Origin of the sequence: Vibrio sp. 1F263 (assembly GCF_041439035.1) — a bacterium.
In the GTDB taxonomy this organism is placed as follows: Bacteria; Pseudomonadota; Gammaproteobacteria; order Enterobacterales; family Vibrionaceae; genus Vibrio; species Vibrio tasmaniensis_A.
Map to the genome: position 1 here is coordinate 1 of NZ_JBGONI010000006.1, position 23470 is coordinate 23470.

At 41.8% G+C, this 23470-nt stretch carries 16 protein-coding genes; 5 read left to right on the forward strand and 11 right to left on the reverse strand.

From position 1 onward, the window contains the following. Positions 1-94 precede the first annotated feature (94 nt). The 8 genes from ACED25_RS05615 to ACED25_RS05650 all read right to left on the reverse strand — a co-directional run bounded on the left by ACED25_RS05615 (position 95) and on the right by ACED25_RS05650 (position 10816). Positions 95-2524, reverse strand: coding sequence for a DEAD/DEAH box helicase (locus ACED25_RS05615; protein WP_371694840.1), 2430 nt, complete (start codon positions 2522-2524; stop codon positions 95-97). Between the two features lie 24 nt (positions 2525-2548). Next, entirely contained in the window at positions 2549-3085 is a 537-nt protein-coding gene (locus tag ACED25_RS05620; protein WP_371694841.1) for a DEAD/DEAH box helicase family protein, read from the reverse strand. A gap of 186 nt (positions 3086-3271) precedes the next feature. Further along, the gene (locus ACED25_RS05625) at positions 3272-3895 is read right to left on the reverse strand and encodes a hypothetical protein (protein WP_371694842.1); all 624 of its coding nucleotides are present in this window, start codon (positions 3893-3895) and stop codon (positions 3272-3274) included. Between the two features lie 11 nt (positions 3896-3906). Further along, positions 3907-5490 carry a TnsD family Tn7-like transposition protein gene (locus ACED25_RS05630; protein WP_371694843.1) on the reverse strand — a complete coding sequence of 528 codons (1584 nt, stop codon included), beginning with the start codon at positions 5488-5490 and terminating at the stop codon, positions 3907-3909. A gap of 4 nt (positions 5491-5494) precedes the next feature. Continuing rightward, complete coding sequence (locus ACED25_RS05635) at positions 5495-6409, reverse strand: TniQ family protein (RefSeq protein WP_371694844.1); 915 nt, start codon at positions 6407-6409, stop codon at positions 5495-5497. Continuing rightward, the gene (locus ACED25_RS05640; protein ID WP_371694845.1) at positions 6402-7796 is read right to left on the reverse strand and encodes an ATP-binding protein; all 1395 of its coding nucleotides are present in this window, start codon (positions 7794-7796) and stop codon (positions 6402-6404) included. The genes ACED25_RS05635 and ACED25_RS05640 overlap by 8 nt, the downstream gene beginning before the upstream one ends. Continuing rightward, on the reverse strand, positions 7786-9963 hold the full coding sequence (locus tag ACED25_RS05645; protein ID WP_371694846.1) for a Mu transposase C-terminal domain-containing protein: 2178 nt from the start codon (positions 9961-9963) through the stop codon (positions 7786-7788). Before ACED25_RS05645 ends, ACED25_RS05640 begins: the two co-directional genes overlap by 11 nt. Next, positions 9953-10816 carry a TnsA endonuclease N-terminal domain-containing protein gene (locus ACED25_RS05650; RefSeq protein ID WP_102573374.1) on the reverse strand — a complete coding sequence of 288 codons (864 nt, stop codon included), beginning with the start codon at positions 10814-10816 and terminating at the stop codon, positions 9953-9955. The genes ACED25_RS05645 and ACED25_RS05650 overlap by 11 nt, the downstream gene beginning before the upstream one ends. 446 nt (positions 10817-11262) lie before the next feature. Here ACED25_RS05650 and ACED25_RS05655 point away from each other — a divergent pair, with 446 nt between their 5' ends. From ACED25_RS05655 to ACED25_RS05665, 3 genes are all read left to right on the forward strand, one after another. Continuing rightward, positions 11263-11664 (forward strand): hypothetical protein, encoded by a 402-nt coding sequence (locus tag ACED25_RS05655; protein ID WP_371694847.1) that lies wholly within the window; start codon positions 11263-11265, stop codon positions 11662-11664. Positions 11665-11763: 99 nt separating this feature from the next. Then, complete coding sequence (locus ACED25_RS05660) at positions 11764-13989, forward strand: ATP-dependent endonuclease (RefSeq protein WP_102503460.1); 2226 nt, start codon at positions 11764-11766, stop codon at positions 13987-13989. Further along, positions 13982-15841, forward strand: coding sequence for a UvrD-helicase domain-containing protein (locus ACED25_RS05665; protein WP_371694848.1), 1860 nt, complete (start codon positions 13982-13984; stop codon positions 15839-15841). The genes ACED25_RS05660 and ACED25_RS05665 overlap by 8 nt, the downstream gene beginning before the upstream one ends. 171 nt (positions 15842-16012) lie before the next feature. Here the strand turns inward: ACED25_RS05665 and gcvP are convergent, their stop codons facing one another. The 3 genes from gcvP to ACED25_RS05680 form a co-directional block, all read right to left on the reverse strand. Continuing rightward, positions 16013-18892, reverse strand: coding sequence for an aminomethyl-transferring glycine dehydrogenase (gene gcvP / locus ACED25_RS05670; protein WP_371694849.1), 2880 nt, complete (start codon positions 18890-18892; stop codon positions 16013-16015). 89 nt (positions 18893-18981) lie between these two features. Continuing rightward, positions 18982-19362, reverse strand: a complete 381-nt coding sequence (gene gcvH, locus ACED25_RS05675; RefSeq protein WP_009845137.1) for a glycine cleavage system protein GcvH — start codon at positions 19360-19362, stop codon at positions 18982-18984. Positions 19363-19413: 51 nt separating this feature from the next. After that, on the reverse strand, positions 19414-20706 hold the full coding sequence (locus tag ACED25_RS05680) for a serine hydroxymethyltransferase (protein ID WP_017097964.1): 1293 nt from the start codon (positions 20704-20706) through the stop codon (positions 19414-19416). A 440-nt stretch (positions 20707-21146) separates the two neighbouring features. Here ACED25_RS05680 and ACED25_RS05685 point away from each other — a divergent pair, with 440 nt between their 5' ends. Together ACED25_RS05685 and gcvT are read left to right on the forward strand one after the other, a co-directional pair. Continuing rightward, complete coding sequence (locus ACED25_RS05685) at positions 21147-21770, forward strand: helix-turn-helix domain-containing protein (protein WP_012600696.1); 624 nt, start codon at positions 21147-21149, stop codon at positions 21768-21770. Positions 21771-22240: 470 nt separating this feature from the next. Beyond that, positions 22241-23374, forward strand: coding sequence for a glycine cleavage system aminomethyltransferase GcvT (gcvT, locus tag ACED25_RS05690; RefSeq protein WP_371694850.1), 1134 nt, complete (start codon positions 22241-22243; stop codon positions 23372-23374). Positions 23375-23470 lie beyond the last annotated feature (96 nt).

The window sequence follows — 23470 nt, forward strand, 5'->3', positions numbered from 1 at the left end:
ACCTTGGAACTTCAAACACTGACAAGTCGCCCCGTGGGTTCATGGGGCGGATACATAGAAGAAGCCCAATGGGCTTCTTCTATATACGAGTATACTATTTGTTTACGACAACCCTTAGCTTAATACCACTAATTTCGTCAATATAAGCCTCAGTAGCTCCCAGAACTGATAGAATATCTTTAGAAATCAGAGGTTTTGAAATTGCTGGTTGAACGATAGCTACTCCAACTTTGAATGAGGCATATCTAGCAACTTTTGACAGATGGATTAGCTGTTCTAGTGTTCCTTTGTCTATACGTGATGCCTTCTCTTGACTTAATCTAACTCGCTCTCTATCGATTAATCTGTTGATCAGAGCTTCTTTGTTAGCAAACCATTTAATACTTTTCACAGCTTGCCCTGCCACTTGATAGATATCGTCTACTCGTGCTCCTGGCTTCGCTACGCCTCTCTTTTTAGTACAATATTTGCAGTGGTATAAATCTATAATTAGCTCGGAATCATCGTTGTTTTTGATGGCGACAATATCAGCGACCTCTCCACTACCATCATCATCGAAAACTAGGTCATAACTATCTTTGATTTTCTGGATAGTATGATACTGAATTGAGTGAGGGTGTTTGAGGTGTGTTTGAGACTCGACCGAAATATCAACGCCATCCCACAACCAGCACTCAATATTGTTTAAGGAGTACAAGTATGCGTACTCTTCATACGAGTAGTATCTATACCCACCATCAATGATAGAGGTATCCTCCAAGAAGAAAGCTGGGGCGTTCTCATCAAAGAAATCAGTCACTAGATGCTCATCACTCCCTATGATTATGTATAGAGGTGTATCGGAGCCGTAAGTTACTTCACCCTTGGCTGTAATGGTTGCTGAAACACTAAATGATCCAAGAGGAGTCGAGATGTTAAAGTACCTGACGTTCTCTTTATCATTAGTTTTATCTGATAAAGTTAGCTCGCAGTTGAATAATGTCTCTTCCCACTTACCATCGCTTAGATATACTTTTCGGTCATTCTTGCGCAATAGCTCAACTGGCCATTCGACATTGAGTAACCTAAGATCTGGATATTCGGTTAACTCTTCACTTTGCATAGCAGTTTTCAATACTTGGTTGGTATCGATAGACTCATCTAAGATTTTTTTGCCAACGTTTTTGCACCAGTCGATCCATTGCTCAAGGGAATCACTGTCCATCGACCAGACTTTACCCTTGTATGAACATCCGACACTAACAAGTTTACCGTCCTCGTACCCTTTACCAAAAATATTGGATTTGATAGAACGTTTAGCTTCAATGTCTGGAATCTGATCATTGATTTCAGTTCCTGTATGCATAGAGTAGCGCAGACCTTTCTTGTTCTTGTTTAGACCAACATTTTGGAGCTTCAATCTCTTGAGTCCAGACAGTGCACGAAATACCCGCTCTCCGTTTACTTGAGGAGCTCCATCCGCGATTAGTTTTGCTAAACGTTTTACAAGACCATCCTTTGCAGATGAGTGAATAAAGAGCAACTTGTTTCGTTTATCTAAATAGGCAATATACAGATCCCAAGATTCGTCAAATAGCTCTTTGGAGCTTGACCATCCAACAGGAGCATATGACTTAACCGAAAAGATAAGCGTATCTTGCTCATCATTGAGAACGGAGTCATGAATCTGAAATTGCTTATTACCAAACTTATAGAAGTTTTCAGGTTTCCAAGTAGAGGCTTTTAAGTTAAATACGGTGGTACTTATGCTTGGTGTTAAGCCTAAATCCAGTAATTTACTTGGCTCTGAAAAGCCAGCTTTGAAATCTTGATATTTTAGCTCTGATGTTACTTTCTCACTGCTGATGTTACTGATAATACAATTCCAGTCTGAATCTTCATTATATAGCTCTTGAAGGCAGTCGTTCAGTTTAGGGTTTGCTATGTTAGCAACAAATTTTGCATCGCCGACTCCTTGCGTTGTTCTTGTGAAGCGTCCAGTAAACTGGAGCATTACATTGATGCTTTTATGTGGGTCATGAATCGCTGAGATTTTTAATTGAGGTAAATCGAATCCTTCTCCGAGCATATTTACACATACAATTATTCGATGTTTTCCCGCCTTAATCGCTTTAAGAACTTCGTCTTTGCGTTTTGCTTTACTTGTAATAAGTATAGGGCTGAGCTCAGTCTCATTTTTATAGTATTCAAATACTTGTGCTGCTCTTTTGATGTTGTTTGCTCTAGCCATCACTATGTGGTTAAGACCGTTCTTCAAGTCGGCCTTTAATAAGTCAATAGCTTTCTGAGCAATCACTTTATCTGCTTTCTCTTCTACAAACTCTTTCACTGGATGAAACTCTATTGGCTTAAAGTAACCATCAAGTTGGGCTTTGCTAAGTGAATAGTTAAATATAATCTTTCCGTCTACTCTAGAGCAGTCCGTTCGAAAAGGAGTTGCGGTAAATTGAAATACTGGTTTATCGGCAAACTGCGCTTTTATTCGAGCCCAAGTGGTCGCGGTTACATGGTGTGCTTCATCCACAACTAGATGAGAACATGCTTTTGTTCAAGCTTCTAAGGCACCCTTGTGGAACTGTGATAATGCAGCGGCAGTAGCAATGATTACATTCGAGTTTAATAGTTGATTTATTTCGACGATATCTTGAATACCGTGTTTTATAGTCGCAACGATAGGGTTCTCGAAGTTATCATTAAGCATCCCTAACTGTCTTAAAAGCCCAAGTTCTAGAAATTTTTTCTTGGTTTGTTCGCGCAAGGCGTCAGACGGTACAATGACTAATGTCTTGCGAAATCTCCCCGCCACAACTATGGATAAAATAGTTTCGGTTTTCCCCGTGCCTGTTGGCATAACGATACTAGCAGCACTAGTATCTTCGGATTTTTCGTAACCAAGTGCAGCGTAAATTCCGCCAATTTGTGGAGGACGTAAGCCAGGGATTCTAAGAGCCAAGTTTTCTTCTTGAAAGATAAAATTGTTTTGACACCATGATGTATGGATTTCGTCAGGTGACAGTTTTTTACCTGCTAAGCCTAACCAAGATAGTTGGCTTTTTCCGATTAAGCTCTCTTTTAAGATACTCATTTTCAATTCCTCAAAAATAAACGCACAAATGCAACATGGTTATTTGTAATCTGATGCATATTGATATTGCTTGTTAATGTAGTCAATTGAAATTGTTTAGAATTGATCAAGAATGCTTCAAATATTTATGATGACACTTAGGCTAGTGGATCTTCTGAACACTCCACCAGAACCTACTTTTTCAGGTCACCCGCGCTCTTGGTGATGTCGATTGTAGAACTCATCATTTTCTTCGTCGTAATCGTCTTTGATGATATTACAGTCAGCGATAGCCGCTTTATGATGTCTCTGTTTTTTCTTGTATTCTTCACTCTGCTGATCGATGCGGGAAGCTTCAGCAAACCAAATAACCCATTCAGTCGTTGATATCTCTTTGCTTTCAATGGCAACGGCGTTAAATGTACACATGTAATCACAGAACATGTTGAATAGTTTGCCGTTGTCATTTTGTTTGAGGAGTGATTCAGGACTCGCAGTTAGATAGTTATGGCTTTGCTCAAACATTTCTAGTGCTTTTAGATGGTCGTTAAGTCGCTTATCAATAAGATTTTTATAGTTAGGATGCACTTTATAATCCCAAACCTGGTAAGTTTTAGGAGTAAGAAACCACCTTACCGCGTTGTGCCGCTTAATTACCTTTATGAGATCTAGGCGTGGTGCGAGGTATGGGTGAATGTCTCCATTCTCGTCAAACTGCTCAATTGGGTAGAGCCTTGTATCATTCAGAGTCACAAACATGGCAATGTCACGCAAGTGAGGTTTAACCTCGTGTGCTTCGAAAATTTGTTTTAATGTACCGAGAAATGTCATAGTAATTGTTCCTAGTTTTTAGGTTTTTCGGCGATTTGTTTCGCCTGCTTAATCGAAAGGGGTAGGCGCTTTCTGTTTTTGATTAACGAGTGTTGTGAGTTCACTTGTCTCTCGACGTGTGACACCGAATTAGCCTTATTTACGTGTTGCTTAATTTGTTTAGCCAACTTTTTATCTACCTGATTCCAATCAATAGATTTATGGAACTTAGCAGGCTCTCGTTTTGGTAAGTGTTGGTTTAGCCAATCTTTGTCATATCGAAAGAGCCACATGTAGCAACTGCTCGAATGTTTAATCTCTGTTCTAGTTAATGTTGGGTTTTGAGAAATGATTGACTGGAGTGTTTGACGATATTGATTTCGTTTTTGGCAGAACCAGAGCCGTTTTCTCCAAGCCGCTAACCCTGACATCGAGTTGATTTTTTGTTCCACGGTTCCTACGCTAACACCGCATAATTTCGCGATATCTCGTCGATGAAGTCCACGGAATGCGAGTTTTATGATCATATCGACTAGCGAGTTACTTAGTCGTTTGAATCGATGATTTACCGCTATCCCATTCCTCTGCGCTAAGGCTGCTAGATAGCCCACCGAATATCCTGTCGCCTTGGCGACAGAACGAAGCGAGTTTCCTGAGGTTAGCTCTGATAGACAGACACGAGGTTTAGATGATTCCCGATTGCAATAATTTGAGGCCTGCTCAGTTTGTTGAAGATAAAACTTGGCGTTCTTCGCAAAGGAAGCACCAACCAATGCATGCTGTATGTAATGGTTGTAGTGGCCATTTAAGAGAAGGAATCTTAAGAAATTAAATTGGTATAGCTTCGAAGGCAGTAGCTTTGCACCAGCAAATAAAGGAGCCCAAAAGTCTTGTAGACGATTGACTGCTTCTGATTGCCTGATCTGTCCTTTCGGAGTTAACAAATGGGCCTTACCCATCCAAGATGAGTGAGAGGGCGTAGCAAGATGCTCGAATCTACGTTCGCATTCATATCGATGCCAACTACTGATGAATTGTGACAACCTCAACGCTCGTTCTAAACACAGATCAGAACCATGGAAAGATCTTTCGTAAAGTGTTGGTGGTAGTTCAATGCGCTTGTTAAGACCATCAGCATCTGTCGGTGCGTATTGCAGCCAACATGCATGTTTTGGACAAACGAACATACCGTAATACTGATGTACGGTACGCCAAATACCATGCCCATATTTCAATGCATCTTCCTCTAGGCATCGTGAGCAGAACTTTAGTGCGCTGCTAAACCGTAACCGAGAACAAGCGGTACGTGATACAGCAGCGATGTGACTGCCATCATTACTCAACATGTGCCATCTAAGTCTTGCTTTGCTTTTGTCATCTTGAAGGCAAGCGCCGACAACAGGGAAACAAGTACCGTTAAACAACAACCTTTCCGCGTCTATTGAGGTCTGTTTGGCAACTTGTTCGAGCATGCAAGGAAGCTGGGGGTTAATGCGAACATCCGTGCGCCCTAGGAGATCTCGGTTTTTTTCGCGTAGCGAGCGTCTTGGTGAGGCTGCGTGGTGTCGCGCAACTAGACTATAAAAGGCTTCTCCAGCTATTTCGTGCAGGTACATAGATCTATAGTTGTCCTGTAGCGACCAGCATGAGAATGTAGATCAGTGGTGGACTAAATCTGTTTGTTGAAGTCGATAAAAATAGGCGTGTAGTCCTCATAGTAGGAGTAATTATGTGATCATTTACTTTCCTCGTATTCGAGAAGTACTGCTCTAGAGCGCTTTTCCCTAGAGTCATGAAAATCTCTTTGTACCAATCGCCACAAGCTTTCTTAAAAGCTAACGTTTCAGTTTGCTCAAGCGTAAATCCCATGTGTGCCAACGTATTTTGTTGCACGGATTCAAGGTCTAGGGCGAGTTCTCCATTGTTTAATGCAATCATTAGCCGTTCAACCTTCAGCGTTGTTTCATCAGAATACAATTCTTGACATGTCATGTTGGAATCACACTTTGGACAAGCTAAAGTTGGTGTTGGCATTCGGCTGATGTTCTTCAAGCGGTAATCACATGAAGAGCAGGCGTTGATAAGTCTTGAACCGTGTTTGTAACAGTGAAACACACCTTGCAGTTGATGTGGTTGATGGAAATATGGCACACCATACGCGTCATGATCTTCTTCTATGCAGTCTTTGCAGTAACGCCATGTGCGGTTGTGAACTGTTTGCGAGTGTATAAATTCAATGTCATATTGTTTCCCTATCAGAAACAACGGAACTTGTCTTTTCTCATGTTCGTTCAGGAAAGACTCAATGACGTTACCGTGTAAATGCTTTTTCCAAATAGTACGATTATCACTATTTAAAGTGTCCATGAGTAAGAAGTCGAGATCTGAGAACGCTGTCACTGGAGAAGAACTAAATTTTTCGAGCCCTAAACGTCGTGCTGTAGTACTAAAAGTACCAAATGGAGACATAATATGAATCCGATGAAGATAACTTCTCAGATGTTCGTTGGGAAGCAAGTTTAAGATGTTATTCATACTTGCGAGCCTGTGCTAAAAGAGATTCAGGAGTGAGCTTCTCAAGCATTTCTTGATCTTTTTCAGATAGGTTTACGGCAGAGCGAGAGCTTTTAGTGGGCTGCTTCTTGAGTTGGTCACTGCCAAAATTTGAATCGCCGTAGGGAGAAAAATCCTCTTGAATCGAGTGAAGTTGAGACAAAGGAATACAATCTTCATATTTATGGAACTGACCACGTTTTAGAGCCGTCAGTGCTCCTGAAACCAGGATAAACTGTTCTTTAAATACATGGTTTAATGCAGCCATGCTCAGATCTTGATTGCTTGGAGTTAGATAGGTCAGATAAGACAACGTGGCCTTTATTAAACTACTTGCTATGGCAGGTATTCCTGCTGACAGGTAGTGTATATGACGCGTTAGAGTATCGATGTCAGTTGTCTGATTCTTAAGTAATTGTGTAGAACACATTTGCTTAATGAAGCGTTTCCAAAAAGAACTTTCAACATCACATTGTTCTAAGATAAGCGAACCTGTTTTTCCAATACGCCTAGCGGAGGTCATCTCTTTGGAAAATAGATTGAGTGTTGATAATGTCCCGACCAATAGGAGCGGTACACCAACCTTGTTAAACAACTCTTCAACGAACTTTAGTGTGGCATTTTCGTTGTTACCGACTTTTTCGTACTGTCGAGTCTCTGATAGGTTTTGAGCTTCATCTAGAGCAATAAGCCCAACTCCATGAATGAGTAAAGCTTTACGAACAGCAATCATTAGCGCCGTGACTGAACTTTTTTGATGTGATTCGTAATAATTCTCTCCCGTTACACTATCAATAGACTCAAGGATTCTCCATAGCAATGCCCGTTGGCCTCTCGCTGTTGGGATATCCACCTTAAGCCAGGCAATCTGTTCGTAGATGAATCTTTTCCCTTGATACTCTTGATGAGAAATGATTTGAGGAATGGCTGACAAGATGCTTTCAACCATCGCAGACTTGCCGCGACCTGATAGACCCGCAACCAAAAAGCTCTGCTGATTTGCTGTTTGCTTTAGAGTGCGTTCTTGCCCTTCAGGTATTTCAATAGAGTTGGCAAATTGCAATTGTTTAATATCGCCATACACCAAAGGATTGCGGTAGATATAGCCTCGCTCAATCATGCGAAATACTGTGTCATAAAGGCGAGGGGCTTCATCCTGAACAACATAGCACTCAGATAGGTTATCAATGAATGTTCTGGTGTAGTAGCCATGATGCTCAGTAGGGAGTGAACTCACATCAATCAACATGTCAGGAGATAATGTTGTTGTCTGTATAAATTGTTTAGGTAGCAATGGCATTCCAAGCGCTTCAATCAGAGGATTTCTTGCCATCTGAGAGTTAGGGTGAGGTGTATAATTAGCTATCATCTTGTTCATCATCAAAGTCAAAAAAATCAGGTGTTTCCAAGTGTTGGGTTTTCTTTTTAGCGGTCGAACTATCGATCTCTTCGTAACTTAACGTTGCTGCTATTTGTTCAGATTGTTTGTTGCGTTCAATAGAAGAAACAATATTCTTTCGTTTTTTAATGCCAGTCTCGATAGACTTTGCTGACGATGTTTTTAGGAATCTAGCGTCAGCTTTTGCTTGTTTATCGATTTCATCCAGTTTGTTTAAGAACTCAATTTTGTTAGCGAATGAATGCTCTTCATGAAGGCTTTGTTTTTGTTTGGTTAATTCGATTTCATGCAGAGTCGATTGCCAAATCTGATTACGATACGCTTCAGAGCGGTCAGTGAGTTCTAGAGTAATTAGTTCGTTAGATTCAAGGTCTTTACACCAAATTAAGTTCGTTGAATTTTGGTCGTATCGAACCTCTACTGTGTATCGACCAAAATTACGAGCTTTGTCTAACCACTGTTTCTGAATGATTTTGTTAGAGCTGTAATACAGCCCCTTAAAGTAAACACCCTCCATTCTCACAGTCGCCTTGTCAGCAGGTAGTAATGCGAAACGAAGTTGCTCCTCAGGTATCTGATCTGGCGGGATCATCATTTCTTCTAGCCCATAGAGATATAAGTCTCTAGGAGAGAAACCAACATCATCTCGAGACATCTCAAAGTTATGGTTGTTCTTTCTCAGACGGTTATTGTTGGTATAAATGATTGTCCTTATGAGCTTTTCCATGAACGCTTCGAAGGACATCGACGCTTTTCTAGAAGCGTGTTGTTCCTCCTTGCAGGGCACTTTCATAACTTGACCAGGCACAAATCGAACAGCATTTTGATGAAAGATATCAAACGCTTTCTCGACAGTCCCTTTACAATCCCCGCGATGATACGGAGCGAAGCTGGCGATTGATAAGCCAATTTCCCCTTTGAGCATGCTTTCAATATTACGGTCTGTATACTCGGAGCCTCGATCCATGACTAACTGAGAGCAGACATGGTGACACGGCCATTCATTTTCAGTAATTTCAACGCCATAACGATTAGCAAACTGGACTTTGTTGGTAAACGCGTTGAAAAGGGCTTGTGATGCCCCTGTCCAATCAGGGCCGTGAAAACAAGCATGAGTGCCAACAAACATGCCAGACCACGTATCCACAACTAGATAGATCACAGGGCGTCCCGTCGCTAACTGATTGGTTTTGTCATAGGGGTAACGGATGTATTGATCAACAACTGTTGCATCTATTTCGTAACGGCTCGTAGGCCCACGGACGCCTTGTCGAGCAAGACCTGATCGGCCTCGATGGTCTTTTTGGTAGTTGACTGTACCGACAGACTTCCGAATCAATTCAAGTTGATCAACGTTTTGCTTAAAATGGTAGTTAAAGGTGTTTCGTGAAATGAGCTTGGCTCTTGGAACGGGTAAAGCTATTTCATGTGCTCCCTCAACCATTGGTCTAACCCGTGCATACATGAACTTGCGTGTAAACTGATCGTAAAGGTCACTCAACCTGACTTTTCCGCCGTTTGGAATGGTTTTAGCAAATCGTCGAATATTTTTAATATCTTGTTGAGTTACTCCACGATAAGGCGTTCCATACCTGGTTTTGGGGCCACTTTTGCCTAACTCAGGGGCTTGGTCAAATGATGGTGATTCAGGTAAAGACTGATTCGTTCCACAGTTTCTCCATAGAGGGAGTAGAGCATTGATATGAGAACCGTAATACCAATAACGATTTAAAATCTTTGCTACATAACTACGACTGCGCCCCGATTTTTTTATCAAACGATCTAGGATTGAACTGCTATCGATAAATAGATAGTTGTAACGTAGTTCGTCGTTATCGACTAGCGGGGCAATGATGTGGAAGCTCTTGTCTCTACGTTGTAACCATTTACTGCGCTTTATGTCTTTCAGTAACTCTTCGTCTGACATGTATAGGTAAGGGCTAAAGGAATGCTTTAGCACTTTCCATTTGCCTAGCTTTATTTGACTCAACGTATCACTCAGCGAAAGCGTATGAGGCCTTTTTGGGCGCTCAATATTGAGTTGAGTGACAGCAATCATGTCGAGGTTTTGGCACATATCTACGATGAGATATTCAAGCCCCTTTTTGCCATCGACTAATTTTTGATTAATTCTCATCGTGCTTCGAAATCATGATTACAGGACGAAAAACTTCTATGCGTTCGTTCAGATCTACATTTAATTGGTTTGAATAGACCAAGTGTTGAAAGATCTCTAGAGCGGCAAGTTCAGAAACATCGTGGATTGACGCGGAGTAACTTAGACATTGCTTGAGAGTAAATTCAGGGTTGCTTAATAAGCAATTGCTGAGGGTTTCTAGCATTCCTTGGCATAGATGACCGTCAATTTGACTCTTCCTGACGTGGTGATATGTCTCTCTAAGCCATTGAAGGTTATATGTTTTATTAGGGTTTAAATCTTCTTCTGTCACCTGAATTAGGTGATGGTTGTGACGACCCCAATACATTTGCTCTATCCTGAACTTCTGCTTGGTTCGCTTTACTTTTTGCGGAGACTCGAACTCAGTACTCAAAGCTGAACTTGGCTTGTAATTGTATGGCTTAATATAAAGTTGTCCGCTTGTAACATCGTGAATTGTGGCAACAAAATCTGTGGTCATCGTTGCAGCAGGGATTTCTCTGCCATCTCGTTCTTTGTATTTCCCTGGGTGACGATAGTTCAGCTTTTCAGCGCATGAAAGTGTCTCATTGATCGGTAGTGGATACTGTTCTTGTATGTCTAACACATCAGGATCATGCTCTAGATGAAGGAATAGCGCGAGCTCGCCCAAACTAAATAGGTGATGACAACGATTAGTCTTATGGCTGAATAAAATATGCGATAAACCAACACTGTTAGATCTTCTAACTGTAATAAAAGGCTCATAGGTTTCATTTTTAATTTTACCTAAGTGTTTTCTTAATTTATTTAGTTCGCGTCTTGTGATGCTTGGTTGTGAGACTATCTTCATAATATTAATCCTTAGTGACTAATATATAATTAGCAGTTCATGACTAGGTTGTCCAACTTATTTTTAATTTAAGTTGTTGTTATAAAAGGATTTATTATAACTTAAATAAATCGAAACTAAGGTGGGGTATAAAAGAAAATCCTTCATGTTCAATATGATAATCGAGATTGCTCAAAATAATTACATATTTTCTAATGACTTTAATATTATCATCTAAATAATTAATATGGTTTTTAATGTTTATATTTATCAGTGGCTTAATCTATAATTTGTGAGTTATTCGTATTTTTTGATTTTATTTTTAATTTTGCGCCGAAATAAATGTTTTTGTGAGTGTATTTGCACATTATTTTCGGAGTTAGCTATCTATTTTAAATCGACTACTCTTAGAAATATGTGATCGTTAGTTAAGCCTCGTTATGGTTAGTGCAGAAAGATTTATCAATATGGCATGGGAATTAGAGCTTACCATCTGCTCACTAATAACTGAGCGCACGCCAGCGGGCTATCTGGATATGTGTAGAGACCAAGCGAAGCTTAGAGGCATCGATGTCTTTAGCTTGAACTTTAATGACTATGAATCCCCCCTAGCTGCTTTCGCAGCAGAAGAGAATCGAGAACTGGTTGTTACTTTGGAACAATGTAGACGCAAGACACTTGTCATCTTTGAGAGAGCTGACGCGTTGGCACCTTTAGAGTGTGATCAGACGTTTTGGCTAAGGTCTTTACTGGTTAATAACGATGCAAGTGAGCTTGTTGTCCTTTTTGTTTTAACAGCTGAGGAGGAGGCAAGTTTGTTTCAGGACTGTAAAGGTGCGTTTTATCGAGATTGTGTTGATTTAAACTAGAAGCCAGATAATTTCAGGTCTTATATGATACATAGATCAATAACTTACATTTAACCAGATATTAAAATGATTGCTTATTTACTATCTGATGAGTAACTCATGAAAATTAGCTTTGTAGACATTCAAAACTTCCGAAAGTTGAAGTGCTGTCGCGTGGAGTTTGCGAAGGAGCAGACGCTTTTAGTTGGGGCAAATAATAGCGGAAAGACTTCAGCAACAGATGCGTTGATTTGTTTTCTCGATAAAGGCAAAAAGATAACCTCAACCGATTTTACATTATGTAATTGGATAGCTTTGAATGAGTTTGCTGAATTTTGGATGAAACAAGGGGCAACTATAGCAGAGCTGCCAGAATGGCAACCTTATTGTCCTTCGTTAGATGTTTGGATAGATGCAGATGTTAAAGAAGTTCAAAGAGTTTCTCATCTTATACCTACTTTAAAGTGGAATGGAGAACCTTTAGGTGTTCGCTTGATATATCAGCCCAAAGACTTAGATAGATTACGAGAAAACTATGTTCGTGAAAGGGATGCTGTAGTTAAGGTAAATAAAGATAAGCAACTATCACTTTGGCCTAGAGACTTTAAAGACTACCTTAAAGAAAAGTTACATGTTGAATTTGAAATCAAAGCGTATTTACTAGACCCCTCCAAGAAAGATGAAACTCAAACGCTATCAAATGATTCTATATGTTTTGATGCTGATCCATTTAAGGGTATTTTTCGAGTCGATACGATTGAAGCGCAAAGAGGCTTTTCTGACCCCCACTCAGATTTAGGAAAGCCAGCTAGCAGCTTATCTTCTCAACTAAACGAGTACTACAAGCGTCATTTAAATCCATCTGATATGCCTGAGGCTGAAGATTTAGATGCGTTAGAGGCAGTTGAAAAGGCTCAAATCGAGTTTGATTCTCGTTTGGATAAAGCCTTTGAAAAAACTCTTGGCGAGATAAAGGAACTAGGATATCCAGGGTTTACCGATCCTGATATTAGGCTATCGAGCAGGTTGAACCCGATCGATACTTTAGAGCATGATGCTGCTGTAATCTTTGATGTTAGAAAACAGAATTTCGGTGACAATACATTTTCTCTTCCTGAGCAATACAATGGATTGGGTTATAAAAACTTGATCCATATAATTTTTCAGTTGATTACTTTCCGAGATCGTTGGTTGAAGGTTGGAAAAATAGGGAAAAAGCGCTCGGAAGAAGATACGGCGATTGAACCTATTCATCTAGTTTTGGTTGAAGAACCAGAAGCTCACCTCCATGCTCAAGTACAACAGGTTTTTGTTCGTAAAGCCTATAAGGTACTCAGAGAGTATGGAGCAGTTGAAGCTAACCTGACGACCCAAATGGTTATTAGTACCCACTCTAGTTACGTTGCTTATGAAGCAGGCTTTGAATCCCTTCGTTATTTCAAAAGAAAACCTGCTTCTAAAGAACAACCTACTCCTCAGGCTGAAGTGGTTAATCTTGCGACAGTTTTCCCCTCCGAGAAGAAAAATGAAACTGATGTATCGTCCACGAGTAAGTTTGTTTCAAGGTATCTAAAGACAACTCATTGCGACTTGTTCTTTGCTAATGGGGTGATTTTGGTCGAGGGGGCAGCAGAACGGATGCTTCTACCACATTTCATTTCCAATCATCATCAGGATTTGAGACGAAGCTATATTTCAATATTGGAAATTGGTGGTGCACATGCACAAAGATTACGTCCTCTAATTGAACTACTAGGTTTACCAACATTAGTCATTACCGATACTGATGCGTGCGACTCTCTAGGGAAAAAAGCACTCCCGAAAAGAGGGGCTTCTTTAGAGTCTGGTAGTGAAACACTAAAAAGTTGGTTTGATTTTAGTAATTTGACTTTGGACGACCTGCTTGACCTACCGCCTGAGCGAAAAGTTAAAAGTAACGTTCGTGTATCTTTCCAATATGGTATTCAGACTAAACTTACGCCGAAAGCGAGAACGACGAAAGAAGTTATTCCTTACACGTTCGAAGATGCAGTGGCTTTGACGAACTTCGAGCTATTTAAGAAGCTAAGTAACTCAACTGGAATGGTAAAGAAAATGCATTTAGCTACAAAAATGACAACACTAAATGCTTGTTGCAATGCAATGTATAAAGCTCTCGATGGAGAGAAAGCAAAAATGGCTTTAGATCTATTATTTGATGTTGAGCCTAACGAGCTTCTTGTCCCAGAGTACATAAGCGAGGGGCTGGTTTGGCTAGAGGGTGAGCTAGAGACGATGAGTCTAGAATATACATGGGCACCAGAAAATAAAGCCTCTGAAATTATGGAGGAAATGATTGATGAGTAAGCCTAACAGCCTAATTGGGGTCGATCAGGAAATCTACGGATACCTAAACCTTGATAATCCCAAGAGCTTTCTATTATTTGCTGGTGCTGGTTCAGGTAAAACTAGGTCTCTAGTAAATGTATTACAAGAAATACGAGAGAAGAACTTAGATCGCCTTATCCAAAATGGCCAACGGGTCGGGGTCATAACATATACCAATGCTGCGTGTAACGAAATTCAACGGCGCTTGTCTTATGACCCATTGTTTCATGTATCCACAATCCATAGCTTTGTCTGGGAGATGATTAAGCCGTTTACCGAAGATATCAAAAGATGGCTTAAGAATAAACTTAGTTCTGATATCGAGGATCTTGACTTGAGAATCTCAAAAGCTAGAGACATCAATGGTAAGACAGCTCAGCAAAATATTAGAAAAAGAGAGTCTAAAGCTACGAGATTAGACGACTTACGATTAGTAAAAAAATTTTCGTATTCGCCTACTAGTAATAGGATCGAAAGAGGTACGGTTTCTCATGAAGAAGTTATACAGATCACTGCAACGCTATTGAATGAGAGCTCGTTACTTCAAAACATACTTACGAATAGGTATCCCATACTTTTAATAGATGAAAGTCAGGACACAAGAAAAGAGCTTATGGAGGCTTTCATTCAAACTCAAAGTTTGAATTGTTCGAAGTTTTCTCTTGGGTTATTTGGAGATCTCATGCAAAGGATTTATGGAGGAGGGAAACATGATCTTGAGTCCTCATTGCCTGACGATTGGAAGACCCCTTCGAAAACGATAAATTACCGCTGCCCGCAGCGAGTAATAGAGTTAATTAATAGCATTCGCGAAGAGGATGACAAGAAAAAGCAGGAGCCAAAAGTTGGAGCGTCGCTTGGAGTTGTTAGGTTGTTTATTGTTGATTCTGATATAGCGCGTAAGCGAGATGTAGAAGCTTCAATTAGAGCTAAGATGTCAGTTATCTCAGATGATTCTTTGTGGCTTGAACCAAATCAAATAAAAGCTCTTACTTTGGAACATGCAATGGCAGCTATCAGGGGGAACTTCGATAAATTTTATTTCCCACTTGCTACAGTTGACGGTCTCAGAGACTCCTTACTTAACGGAACAAATACTTCTTTAAGGTTTTTATGTAATAGCTTGTTGCCTCTTGTTAACGCAATTCGAATTCGAGATGAGTTTGGCATTGCAAGTATCATCAAAAAGCACTCTGGAGTTATTAGCTCCAATAACCTAGATTTTTGCCTAGATCCAATATTGACTCTCAAAAATACAGATAAGTCAGTTGAGAAAGTAAGAGTCATAGTCTCGGAACTTAATCCTCCTTTGGTACAGGTTTTACGTTTGATAAAAGAATGTAAGCTACTTTATATTCCTGATGAACTTAATGTTCTTCTTGTAGGTTTATCTGACGAGACAAATGATGGGGAAGATGAGAATTTAAGTAAACGGTCAATTGCATGGAATCAGGCTCTTTTAGCTCCTATCAGCCACTTGGAAAACTACGCCCTTTATATTAACGAAGATTTAGGGTATGGAACACATCAAGGGGTTAAAGGGTTAGAGTTTGAGCGTGTTATGGCAATCATGGACGATAGTAGTGCAAATGGGTTTTTGTTCCGCTATGAAAAACTTTTTGGTGCTCAAGAGTTGTCCCAGACGGATATACGAAATCAATCAGAAGGTAAAGACTCTGTTCTATCAAGAACTAGAAGGCTGTTTTACGTGATATGTAGTAGGGCAGAAAAGAGTTTAGCTGTCGTTGCATACACAAAAGATCCCGAGGCTGTAAAGAGGAAGAGTTTAGAGTCTGGTTGGTTTACTAAAGATGAAATTGAAATGATGTAGCGTGGTTCTACCTGCTAGTTATTAGATGACGGTGATTTCTAGGTTATAGTGATGTGCAAAAGGCGAACCAAACGGTTCGCCTTTTTTATTCGAGTTAGTTTCCAACTTAGTTATCGATTTCCAACTCGGTTATCACAGTTTTCAACTTAGTTATCTGTGATCAGCTACGAATTAGTCTTCGTAGTTGTCGATGCTTGGGCAAGAACAGATTAGGTTACGGTCGCCGTATACGTTATCTACACGGTTAACAGTAGGCCAGTACTTCGAGTTCTTGGTTGCTTTCGATGGGAAGCAAGCCAGTTCGCGAGAGTAAGGGCGATCCCATTCTGCGCCTGAAAGGTCAACTTGTGTGTGCGGTGCGTTCACTAGAGGGTTGTTGTCTAGTGGCCATTCACCCGCTTTCACTGCTGCCATTTCGTGACGGATTGCGATCATCGCTTCACAGAAACGGTCTAGCTCTTCTAAATCTTCAGATTCAGTTGGCTCTACCATTAGTGTGCCAGCTACAGGGAAAGACATAGTAGGCGCGTGGAAACCGAAGTCCATTAAACGCTTAGCAATATCTTCTTCGCTGATACCTGTATCTTCCTTAAGTGGACGAATATCGATAATACATTCGTGCGCTACGCGGCCGTTAGTGCCACGGTAAAGAACAGGGTAGTGAGGACGTAGTTTTTCCATCACGTAGTTCGCGTTCAGAATCGCTACTTTCGTTGCGTCTGTTAGGCCAGGTTCGCCCATCATTGCGATGTAAGCCCAAGAGATAGGTAAGATTGAAGCACTACCTAAATCTGCCGCTGATACCGCGTAGTCAGAACCTTGTACACCGTTTTCGATGTGACCTGGTAGGAAAGGTGCTAGGTGCGATTTAACGCCGATAGGACCCATACCCGGACCGCCACCACCGTGTGGGATACAGAATGTTTTGTGTAGGTTCAAGTGAGATACGTCTGAACCGATGAAGCCAGGTGAAGTTAGACCTACTTGAGCGTTCATGTTCGCGCCGTCTAGGTAAACCTGACCGCCCGCTGCGTGTACTTGTTCACACACTTCTTTCACTTGCTCTTCGTATACGCCGTGCGTAGAAGGGTAAGTGATCATGATGCTTGATAGGTTGTCTTTGTGCTTCTCGATTTTCGCTGCTAGGTCTGCCATGTCGATGTTGCCATCTTCATCACACTTAACAACCACTACTTTCATTGAAACCATAGATGCTGTTGCAGGGTTAGTACCGTGCGCAGAGCTTGGAATCAGACAAACATTACGGTGAGCTTCACCGCGGCTTGCGTGGTAGCGTTGAATCGCGATTAGACCTGCGTATTCGCCAGATGCACCAGAGTTAGGCTGTAGTGAGAAATCGTCGTAACCGGTAATTTCACATAGCTTCTCTTTAAGATCTTTCGCTAGCGCTGTGTAGCCCGCTGCTTGCTCTAGAGGTGCGAATGGGTGAATTGAACCAAACTCAGGCCATGTTACTGGAATCATCTCAGCAGCAGCGTTCAGCTTCATCGTACAGCTGCCCAGTGGGATCATGCCGTGCGTTAGTGAGAAGTCTTTGTTCTCAAGCTGTTTTAGGTAACGCATCATTTGCGTTTCGCTGTGGTGCGTGTTGAATACTGGGTGAGTTAGGAACTCTGATTCACGACGGCAGTTTTCTGGAATTGCTGCAAACTCATTTGATGCAATGTCAGAAGATAGTGCTTGAACGTCTTCTTTCACGTCGAAGATTGCGAATAGTGCATTCACGTCGTCGATCGTTGTTGTTTCGTCTAAGCTGATACCGATTTTACCCTTAAGAAGGCGAAGGTTGATGTCTGCTGCTTGCGCTTTCGCGTACAGTGCATTTGTCTTCTCTTCAGAGTTGATCGTGATGGTATCAAAGAAGCTGTTGTTCGTTAGTTCGTAACCCGATTTAGTCAGGCCAGCCGCTAGGATAGCTGTCATGTGGTGTGTACGACGAGCAATAGTACGTAGGCCTTCTGCACCGTGGTAAACCGCGTAGAAAGACGCCATGTTTGCTAAAAGTGCTTGAGCTGTACAGATGTTCGATGTCGCTTTCTCGCGGCGGATGTGTTGCTCACGAGTTTGCATTGCCATACGTAGCGCTTGGTTACCGTGAGTATCGATAGATACACCGATTACACGACCTGGCATTGTACGCTTATGTTTTTCACGAGTACCCATGAATGCAGCGTGTGGACCACCGTAACCCATAGGAACGCCGAAACGTTGCGCTGAACCGATGACTACGTCTGCGCCCATTTCGCCCGCAGGCTTAAGTAGAGCGGAAGCAAGTAGGTCAGTAGCCACTGTAACCAGTGTTTTGTTAGCTTGAGCTTTCGCAATGATGTCTGTTAGGTCACGAACTTCACCCGTTGTACTTGGGTATTGAAGAAGCGCACCAAATACGTCTTGCTCTGGAAGTGTTTCAAGAGCACCAACCATTACTTCAAAACCGATGTACTCAGCACGAGTTTTAACAACTTCTAGTGTTTGAGGATGAACATCGTCGGCAACGAAGAATACTTTGCTCTTGCTTTTACCAGCACGCTTACACAGTGTCATGGCTTCGCCAGCCGCTGTCGCTTCATCAAGAAGAGACGCGTTCGCGATTTCCATACCAGTTAAGTCCATTACCATTTGTTGGTAATTCAGTAGAGCTTCAAGACGACCTTGAGAAATCTCTGGTTGGTATGGGGTGTAAGCTGTGTACCAGCCTGGATTCTCTAAAACGTTACGTAGAATAACGTTTGGAGTGAATGTGTTGTAGTAGCCTTGGCCAATGAAAGTACGTTTCACTTGGTTTAGGTTAGCGATCTCTTTAAGAGAGGTCAGCATGTCCATTTCGCTCAGTGGCGCAGCAAGTGTCATTGGTTTTTCAAGACGGATTTGTGCAGGAACCGTTTCGTCGATCAGTTCGTCTAGGCTAGTCGCGTTGATCGCTTCAAGCATTTTTTGCTGGTCTGCTTTATTAGGGCCGTTATGACGAGCAACAAACTCGTTTTGCGTACCCAAGTCTTTCAGTAATTGGCTTTGAAGTAATTCAGTCATGATATGTTCTACTTTCTCTCTGGAGCCGTGAGCTAGCCCCTAAAATTAAGCTGCTCCAAAGAGCAGCTTTATCGTAATGAGGTTACCTATTAGTCTTCTTCTACAGAGCTTAGGTATTCTTCCGCATCTTTAAGGTTGTTTAGTTCAGACGCATCAGACATCTTCACTTTAACAATCCAACCACCTTCATAAGGTTCTTCGTTGATTAGCTCTGGGCTATCTTCTAATTCTTCGTTGATTTCTACAATTTCGCCAGAGATTGGTGCGTAGATATCAGAAGCTGCTTTCACTGATTCAACCAGAGAGAAGCTTTCGCCAGCTTCAATTTCGTCTTCAGTGTCTGGCAGGTCAACAAACACAACGTCACCTAGTAGCTCTTGAGCGTGCTCAGAAATACCAATAGTTACAGTACCGTCACCGTTGTCTTTTACCCACTCGTGGCTGTCTGCAAACTTTAGTGTATTGTCCATTGCTTATTCTCCAAAAATTTATGAGGTTTTAATTTAAATCTTAAAATTGGTTTAACGGTAAAGAGGGAAGCGCTTGCAAAGCTCTTTAACTTGCTTGCGAACACGTTGCTCAACTTCAGCATTGCCTTCAGGGCTTTCAACTAAGCCATCAAGTACATCGCCGATCCATTCACCGATAAGTTTGAATTCTTCAGTGCCAAAACCACGACTGGTTCCAGCTGGCGTGCCTAAACGGATACCAGAAGTAATCATAGGCTTCTCTGTATCGAATGGTATGCCATTTTTGTTACATGTGATCCCTGCACGCTCTAATGCTTCTTCAGTTACGTTACCTTTCAAGCCTTTAGGGCGAAGGTCAACCAACATTAGATGTGTGTCTGTACCGCCAGTCACAATGTCACAACCGCGAGTTTGCAACACTTCAGCAAGAACTTTTGCGTTGTCGATCACTGAATCAATATAAGTATTAAATTCAGGGCCAAGTGCTTCGCCAAACGCCACTGCTTTAGCCGCGATAACGTGCATTAGTGGGCCGCCTTGAAGGCCAGGGAACACTGCAGAGTTGATCTTTTTGTTGATGTCTTCGTGGTTCGTAAGAATCATGCCGCCGCGTGGGCCACGAAGTGTTTTGTGCGTTGTTGTGGTAACAACGTGTGCGTGTGGTAGTGGGCTAGGGTGAGCACCTGTCGCGATAAGACCCGCGATGTGTGCCATATCGACCATTAGGATAGCGCCAACTTCGTCAGCAATTTCGCGGAACTTAGCGAAATCAATAACGCGTGGGATAGCACTACCACCTGCAATAATCATTTTAGGTTGGCTTTCGACAGCTAAAGCGCGAACTGCTTCGTAATCGATTTCAAGTGTGTCACGGTCTACGCCATATTGAACTGCGTTGAACCACTTACCAGACATTGCAGGACGTGCACCGTGTGTGAGGTGACCACCAGCATCTAAAGACATACCAAGGATTGTATCGCCGGGTTGAAGTAGGGCAAGTTTTACTGCACCGTTTGCTTGAGCGCCAGAGTGAGGCTGCACGTTTACGTATTCACATTTAAACAGCTGTTTAGCACGTTCAATTGCGATAGCTTCAACGGTATCTACGTGCTCACAACCACCGTAGTAGCGACGGCCTGGGTAGCCTTCTGCGTATTTGTTGGTTAGGCAAGTGCCTTGAGCTTGCATTACTGCTTTAGAAACGATGTTCTCAGAAGCAATAAGTTCGATTTGTTCGTTTTGACGAGTGTTCTCTGCTTGGATTCCAGCAAATACGGCGTCGTCAGTACCTGATAGGTTCGTAGAGAAAAAACTGTCTAAGCTGTGGTTTTGGTAAGCGTTCATTGTCGAGACCTTTCATTAAGCTAATGGTGATTGTTTTTATAGTCCATTAGGTCTTACGTTGATTTCTGCATCGGTATCGTTTGCGCTATATAGGTACAGACATACGTTGATTGCGTATTAAATATACTCTTACAGCGTTTCAGCGATCGTTGTAGGGTCAATGCAGCACGAATTGGTTCCCAAAAAATCGGGTAAAAAACAGCTCTTACAAATGTTAAATCTATCATTTGCGACAAGCCGAAGTAGCATCTCTTCATCTAACAAGTCGATAACATAGCTCCGTTAAAATCAATTTTCAACAAAAATTTCCAATAGGAAACAGATTTTCTTGTTTTGCTACGGGGAGCACGCTTTATTTCTCTGTGTGCTCTTTAATCAACAAAGCGCTTTATGCAACAATGAAATTAATAGACAGGAAGTAAAAAATTAGTGAGGGACCTATGTCAGAAGACATTTATGATGAGTACCCATCTCTAACGTTGGCGAAGGAAACGTTAGACCAGAATATTGAACCACTTAGGCTTGGCCAGCGCATTAAAGACATTCGCGGTAAGCTAGGGATCACGCTAGAAGAGGCAAGCCAAAGAACAGGCTTGGCGCGTTCTACGCTCAGTAAAATAGAGAACGAACAGATCTCTCCGACCTTTCAAGCGATGCAGAAATTGGCTATGGGGTTGCAGATAGATATGCCGCAACTCTTTGAGCCACCAAGAAAAAAAGTCGCTACAGGACGTCGTGATTTAACCAAAGTAGGCCAAGGTAAACCACACCCAACACCCACTTATGAACACGAATTGCTTGCCACAGAGCTCTCTAATAAGAAGATGATGCCGTTTAAGAGTCGGGTGAGAGCTCGTACTTTTGAAGAGTATAACGATTGGGTGCGCCACGATGGTGAAGAGTTCTTAATGATCATCTCGGGTGATGTGATGTTCTACTCAGAATTCTACGAACCCGTGCCAATGAGTGAAGGCGATAGCATGTATTACGATGCGAATATGGGTCATATGCTGATTTCAACTAGTGCTGAAGATGCGCTCATTCTGTGGGTGACTGCAAAATAACTGTAGGTCACTGCAAAGTAAGCTAACAAGTTTTGAATTTCTTATAGTGGATGCAAACGTTTGCTTTTGTTTTGAACGTTAGCTAATAGACGCGATATTGATGCGAAAATCATCAATATCGCGTTTTTGTATGTACCGAACAATTGTTTTTAAATTGTTAAATGTCACATTTTGAGCTGTTTGACTATTGTTAAGGGTGTAAAACTGACGCAGGCTTGTTTATTATAGTGAACATGGTTTACTCATGCTGATTGAAGTTTACTGAAGTGAATTCTTAGAAAGTGAGTTGTATGGGTTTTGTACAGTTATTCATAATTTATAGAGCCAACGATATAAGCCTATATAAAGGACATCACTTTTTACTATCTACTGTTTCTAACGTTAACCAGTATCGTTAGAGGCGACTCTAAATAGAGATATAAGCGGCAGACTCGATTTTGGACAGCCTGCAACGCTTCATGGAGAATAAAATGACTCAAGAACACGCTAATCAAGACCTACTAACAACACCACTGCATGCGCTTCACGTTGAAGAGGGTGCAAAGATGGTTCCTTTCGCTGGCTACGATATGCCCGTCCAGTACCCACTTGGTGTAAAGAAAGAGCATTTACATACTCGTGATGCTGCTGGTCTTTTTGATGTTTCTCACATGGGGCAACTTCGTCTACATGGTGTAAACGCAGCTGCTGTCTTAGAATCGTTGGTTCCTGTAGATATTATCGACCTTCCTTCTGGTAAACAGCGTTATGCGTTCTTTACTAACGATCAGGGCGGCATTATGGATGACCTGATGGTTGCTAATTTAGGCGACCACCTATTTGTTGTTGTGAATGCAGCTTGTAAGACACAAGATATCGACCATCTAACGGCGCACCTTCCAGCTGACGTCGAAATGGAAGTGATTGATGACCGCGCTCTATTAGCCCTTCAAGGCCCTAAAGCGTCTGAAGTTCTTGCTCGTTTCCAACCTAGCGTTGCAGACATGTTGTTCATGGACGTTCAAAAAGTCGATATCGATGGCGTTGAATGCATCGTGAGCCGCAGTGGTTACACGGGGGAAGATGGCTACGAGATCTCTGTTCCTAACGATCACGCTGAAGCACTGGCACGCAAGCTAACATCAGAAGCGGAAGTTGAGTGGATTGGCCTTGGTGCTCGTGACTCACTTCGTCTTGAGTGTGGTCTATGTCTATATGGTCACGATCTAGATACAACGACAACGCCAGTAGAAGCCAGCCTTCTATGGGGCATTCAAAAAGTGCGTCGTACAGACGGTGAACGTGCAGGCGGTTTCCCTGGCGCTGATATCATCCTTGAGCAAATCGCAACCAAAGATGTTCAACGTAAGCGTGTTGGTCTTGTTGGTCAAACTAAAGCGCCAGTACGTGAAGGCGCTGAGCTGTTCGATGCTGAAGACAACAAGATTGGTGTTGTAACAAGCGGTACAGCGGGGCCTAATGCAGGCAAACCTGTTTCTATGGCATATGTACGCACTGATCTAGCAGTAATTGGCACTGAAGTATTCGCTGAAGTTCGTGGTAAGAAGCTACCAATGACAGTAGAAAAAATGCCATTCGTACCTCAACGTTACTACCGTGGCTAATCTATTTTAAGAGAAACTATTGAGCTAAGCTAAGCTAAGCAAAGCAAAGCCTACTGTTTGCTTCTCTGTGTAGAGAAGTTCAACGGTAGGCTTTTT

Excerpts from the sequence above, each read along its gene's own strand:
- ACED25_RS05620 (WP_371694841.1), bottom strand. The coding sequence starts at position 3,085 with ATGAGTATCTTAAAAGAGAGCTTAATCGGAAAAAGCCAACTATCTTGG.
- ACED25_RS05625 (WP_371694842.1), bottom strand. The coding sequence starts at position 3,895 with ATGACATTTCTCGGTACATTAAAACAAATTTTCGAAGCACACGAGGTT.
- ACED25_RS05630 (WP_371694843.1), bottom strand. The coding sequence starts at position 5,490 with ATGTACCTGCACGAAATAGCTGGAGAAGCCTTTTATAGTCTAGTTGCG.
- ACED25_RS05635 (WP_371694844.1), bottom strand. The coding sequence starts at position 6,409 with ATGAATAACATCTTAAACTTGCTTCCCAACGAACATCTGAGAAGTTAT.
- ACED25_RS05640 (WP_371694845.1), bottom strand. The coding sequence starts at position 7,796 with ATGATAGCTAATTATACACCTCACCCTAACTCTCAGATGGCAAGAAAT.
- ACED25_RS05645 (WP_371694846.1), bottom strand. The coding sequence starts at position 9,963 with ATGAGAATTAATCAAAAATTAGTCGATGGCAAAAAGGGGCTTGAATAT.
- ACED25_RS05650 (WP_102573374.1), bottom strand. The coding sequence starts at position 10,816 with ATGAAGATAGTCTCACAACCAAGCATCACAAGACGCGAACTAAATAAA.
- ACED25_RS05655 (WP_371694847.1), top strand. The coding sequence starts at position 11,263 with ATGGCATGGGAATTAGAGCTTACCATCTGCTCACTAATAACTGAGCGC.
- ACED25_RS05660 (WP_102503460.1), top strand. The coding sequence starts at position 11,764 with ATGAAAATTAGCTTTGTAGACATTCAAAACTTCCGAAAGTTGAAGTGC.
- ACED25_RS05665 (WP_371694848.1), top strand. The coding sequence starts at position 13,982 with ATGAGTAAGCCTAACAGCCTAATTGGGGTCGATCAGGAAATCTACGGA.
- gcvP (WP_371694849.1), bottom strand. The coding sequence starts at position 18,892 with ATGACTGAATTACTTCAAAGCCAATTACTGAAAGACTTGGGTACGCAA.
- gcvH (WP_009845137.1), bottom strand. The coding sequence starts at position 19,362 with ATGGACAATACACTAAAGTTTGCAGACAGCCACGAGTGGGTAAAAGAC.
- ACED25_RS05680 (WP_017097964.1), bottom strand. The coding sequence starts at position 20,706 with ATGAACGCTTACCAAAACCACAGCTTAGACAGTTTTTTCTCTACGAAC.
- ACED25_RS05685 (WP_012600696.1), top strand. The coding sequence starts at position 21,147 with ATGTCAGAAGACATTTATGATGAGTACCCATCTCTAACGTTGGCGAAG.
- gcvT (WP_371694850.1), top strand. The coding sequence starts at position 22,241 with ATGACTCAAGAACACGCTAATCAAGACCTACTAACAACACCACTGCAT.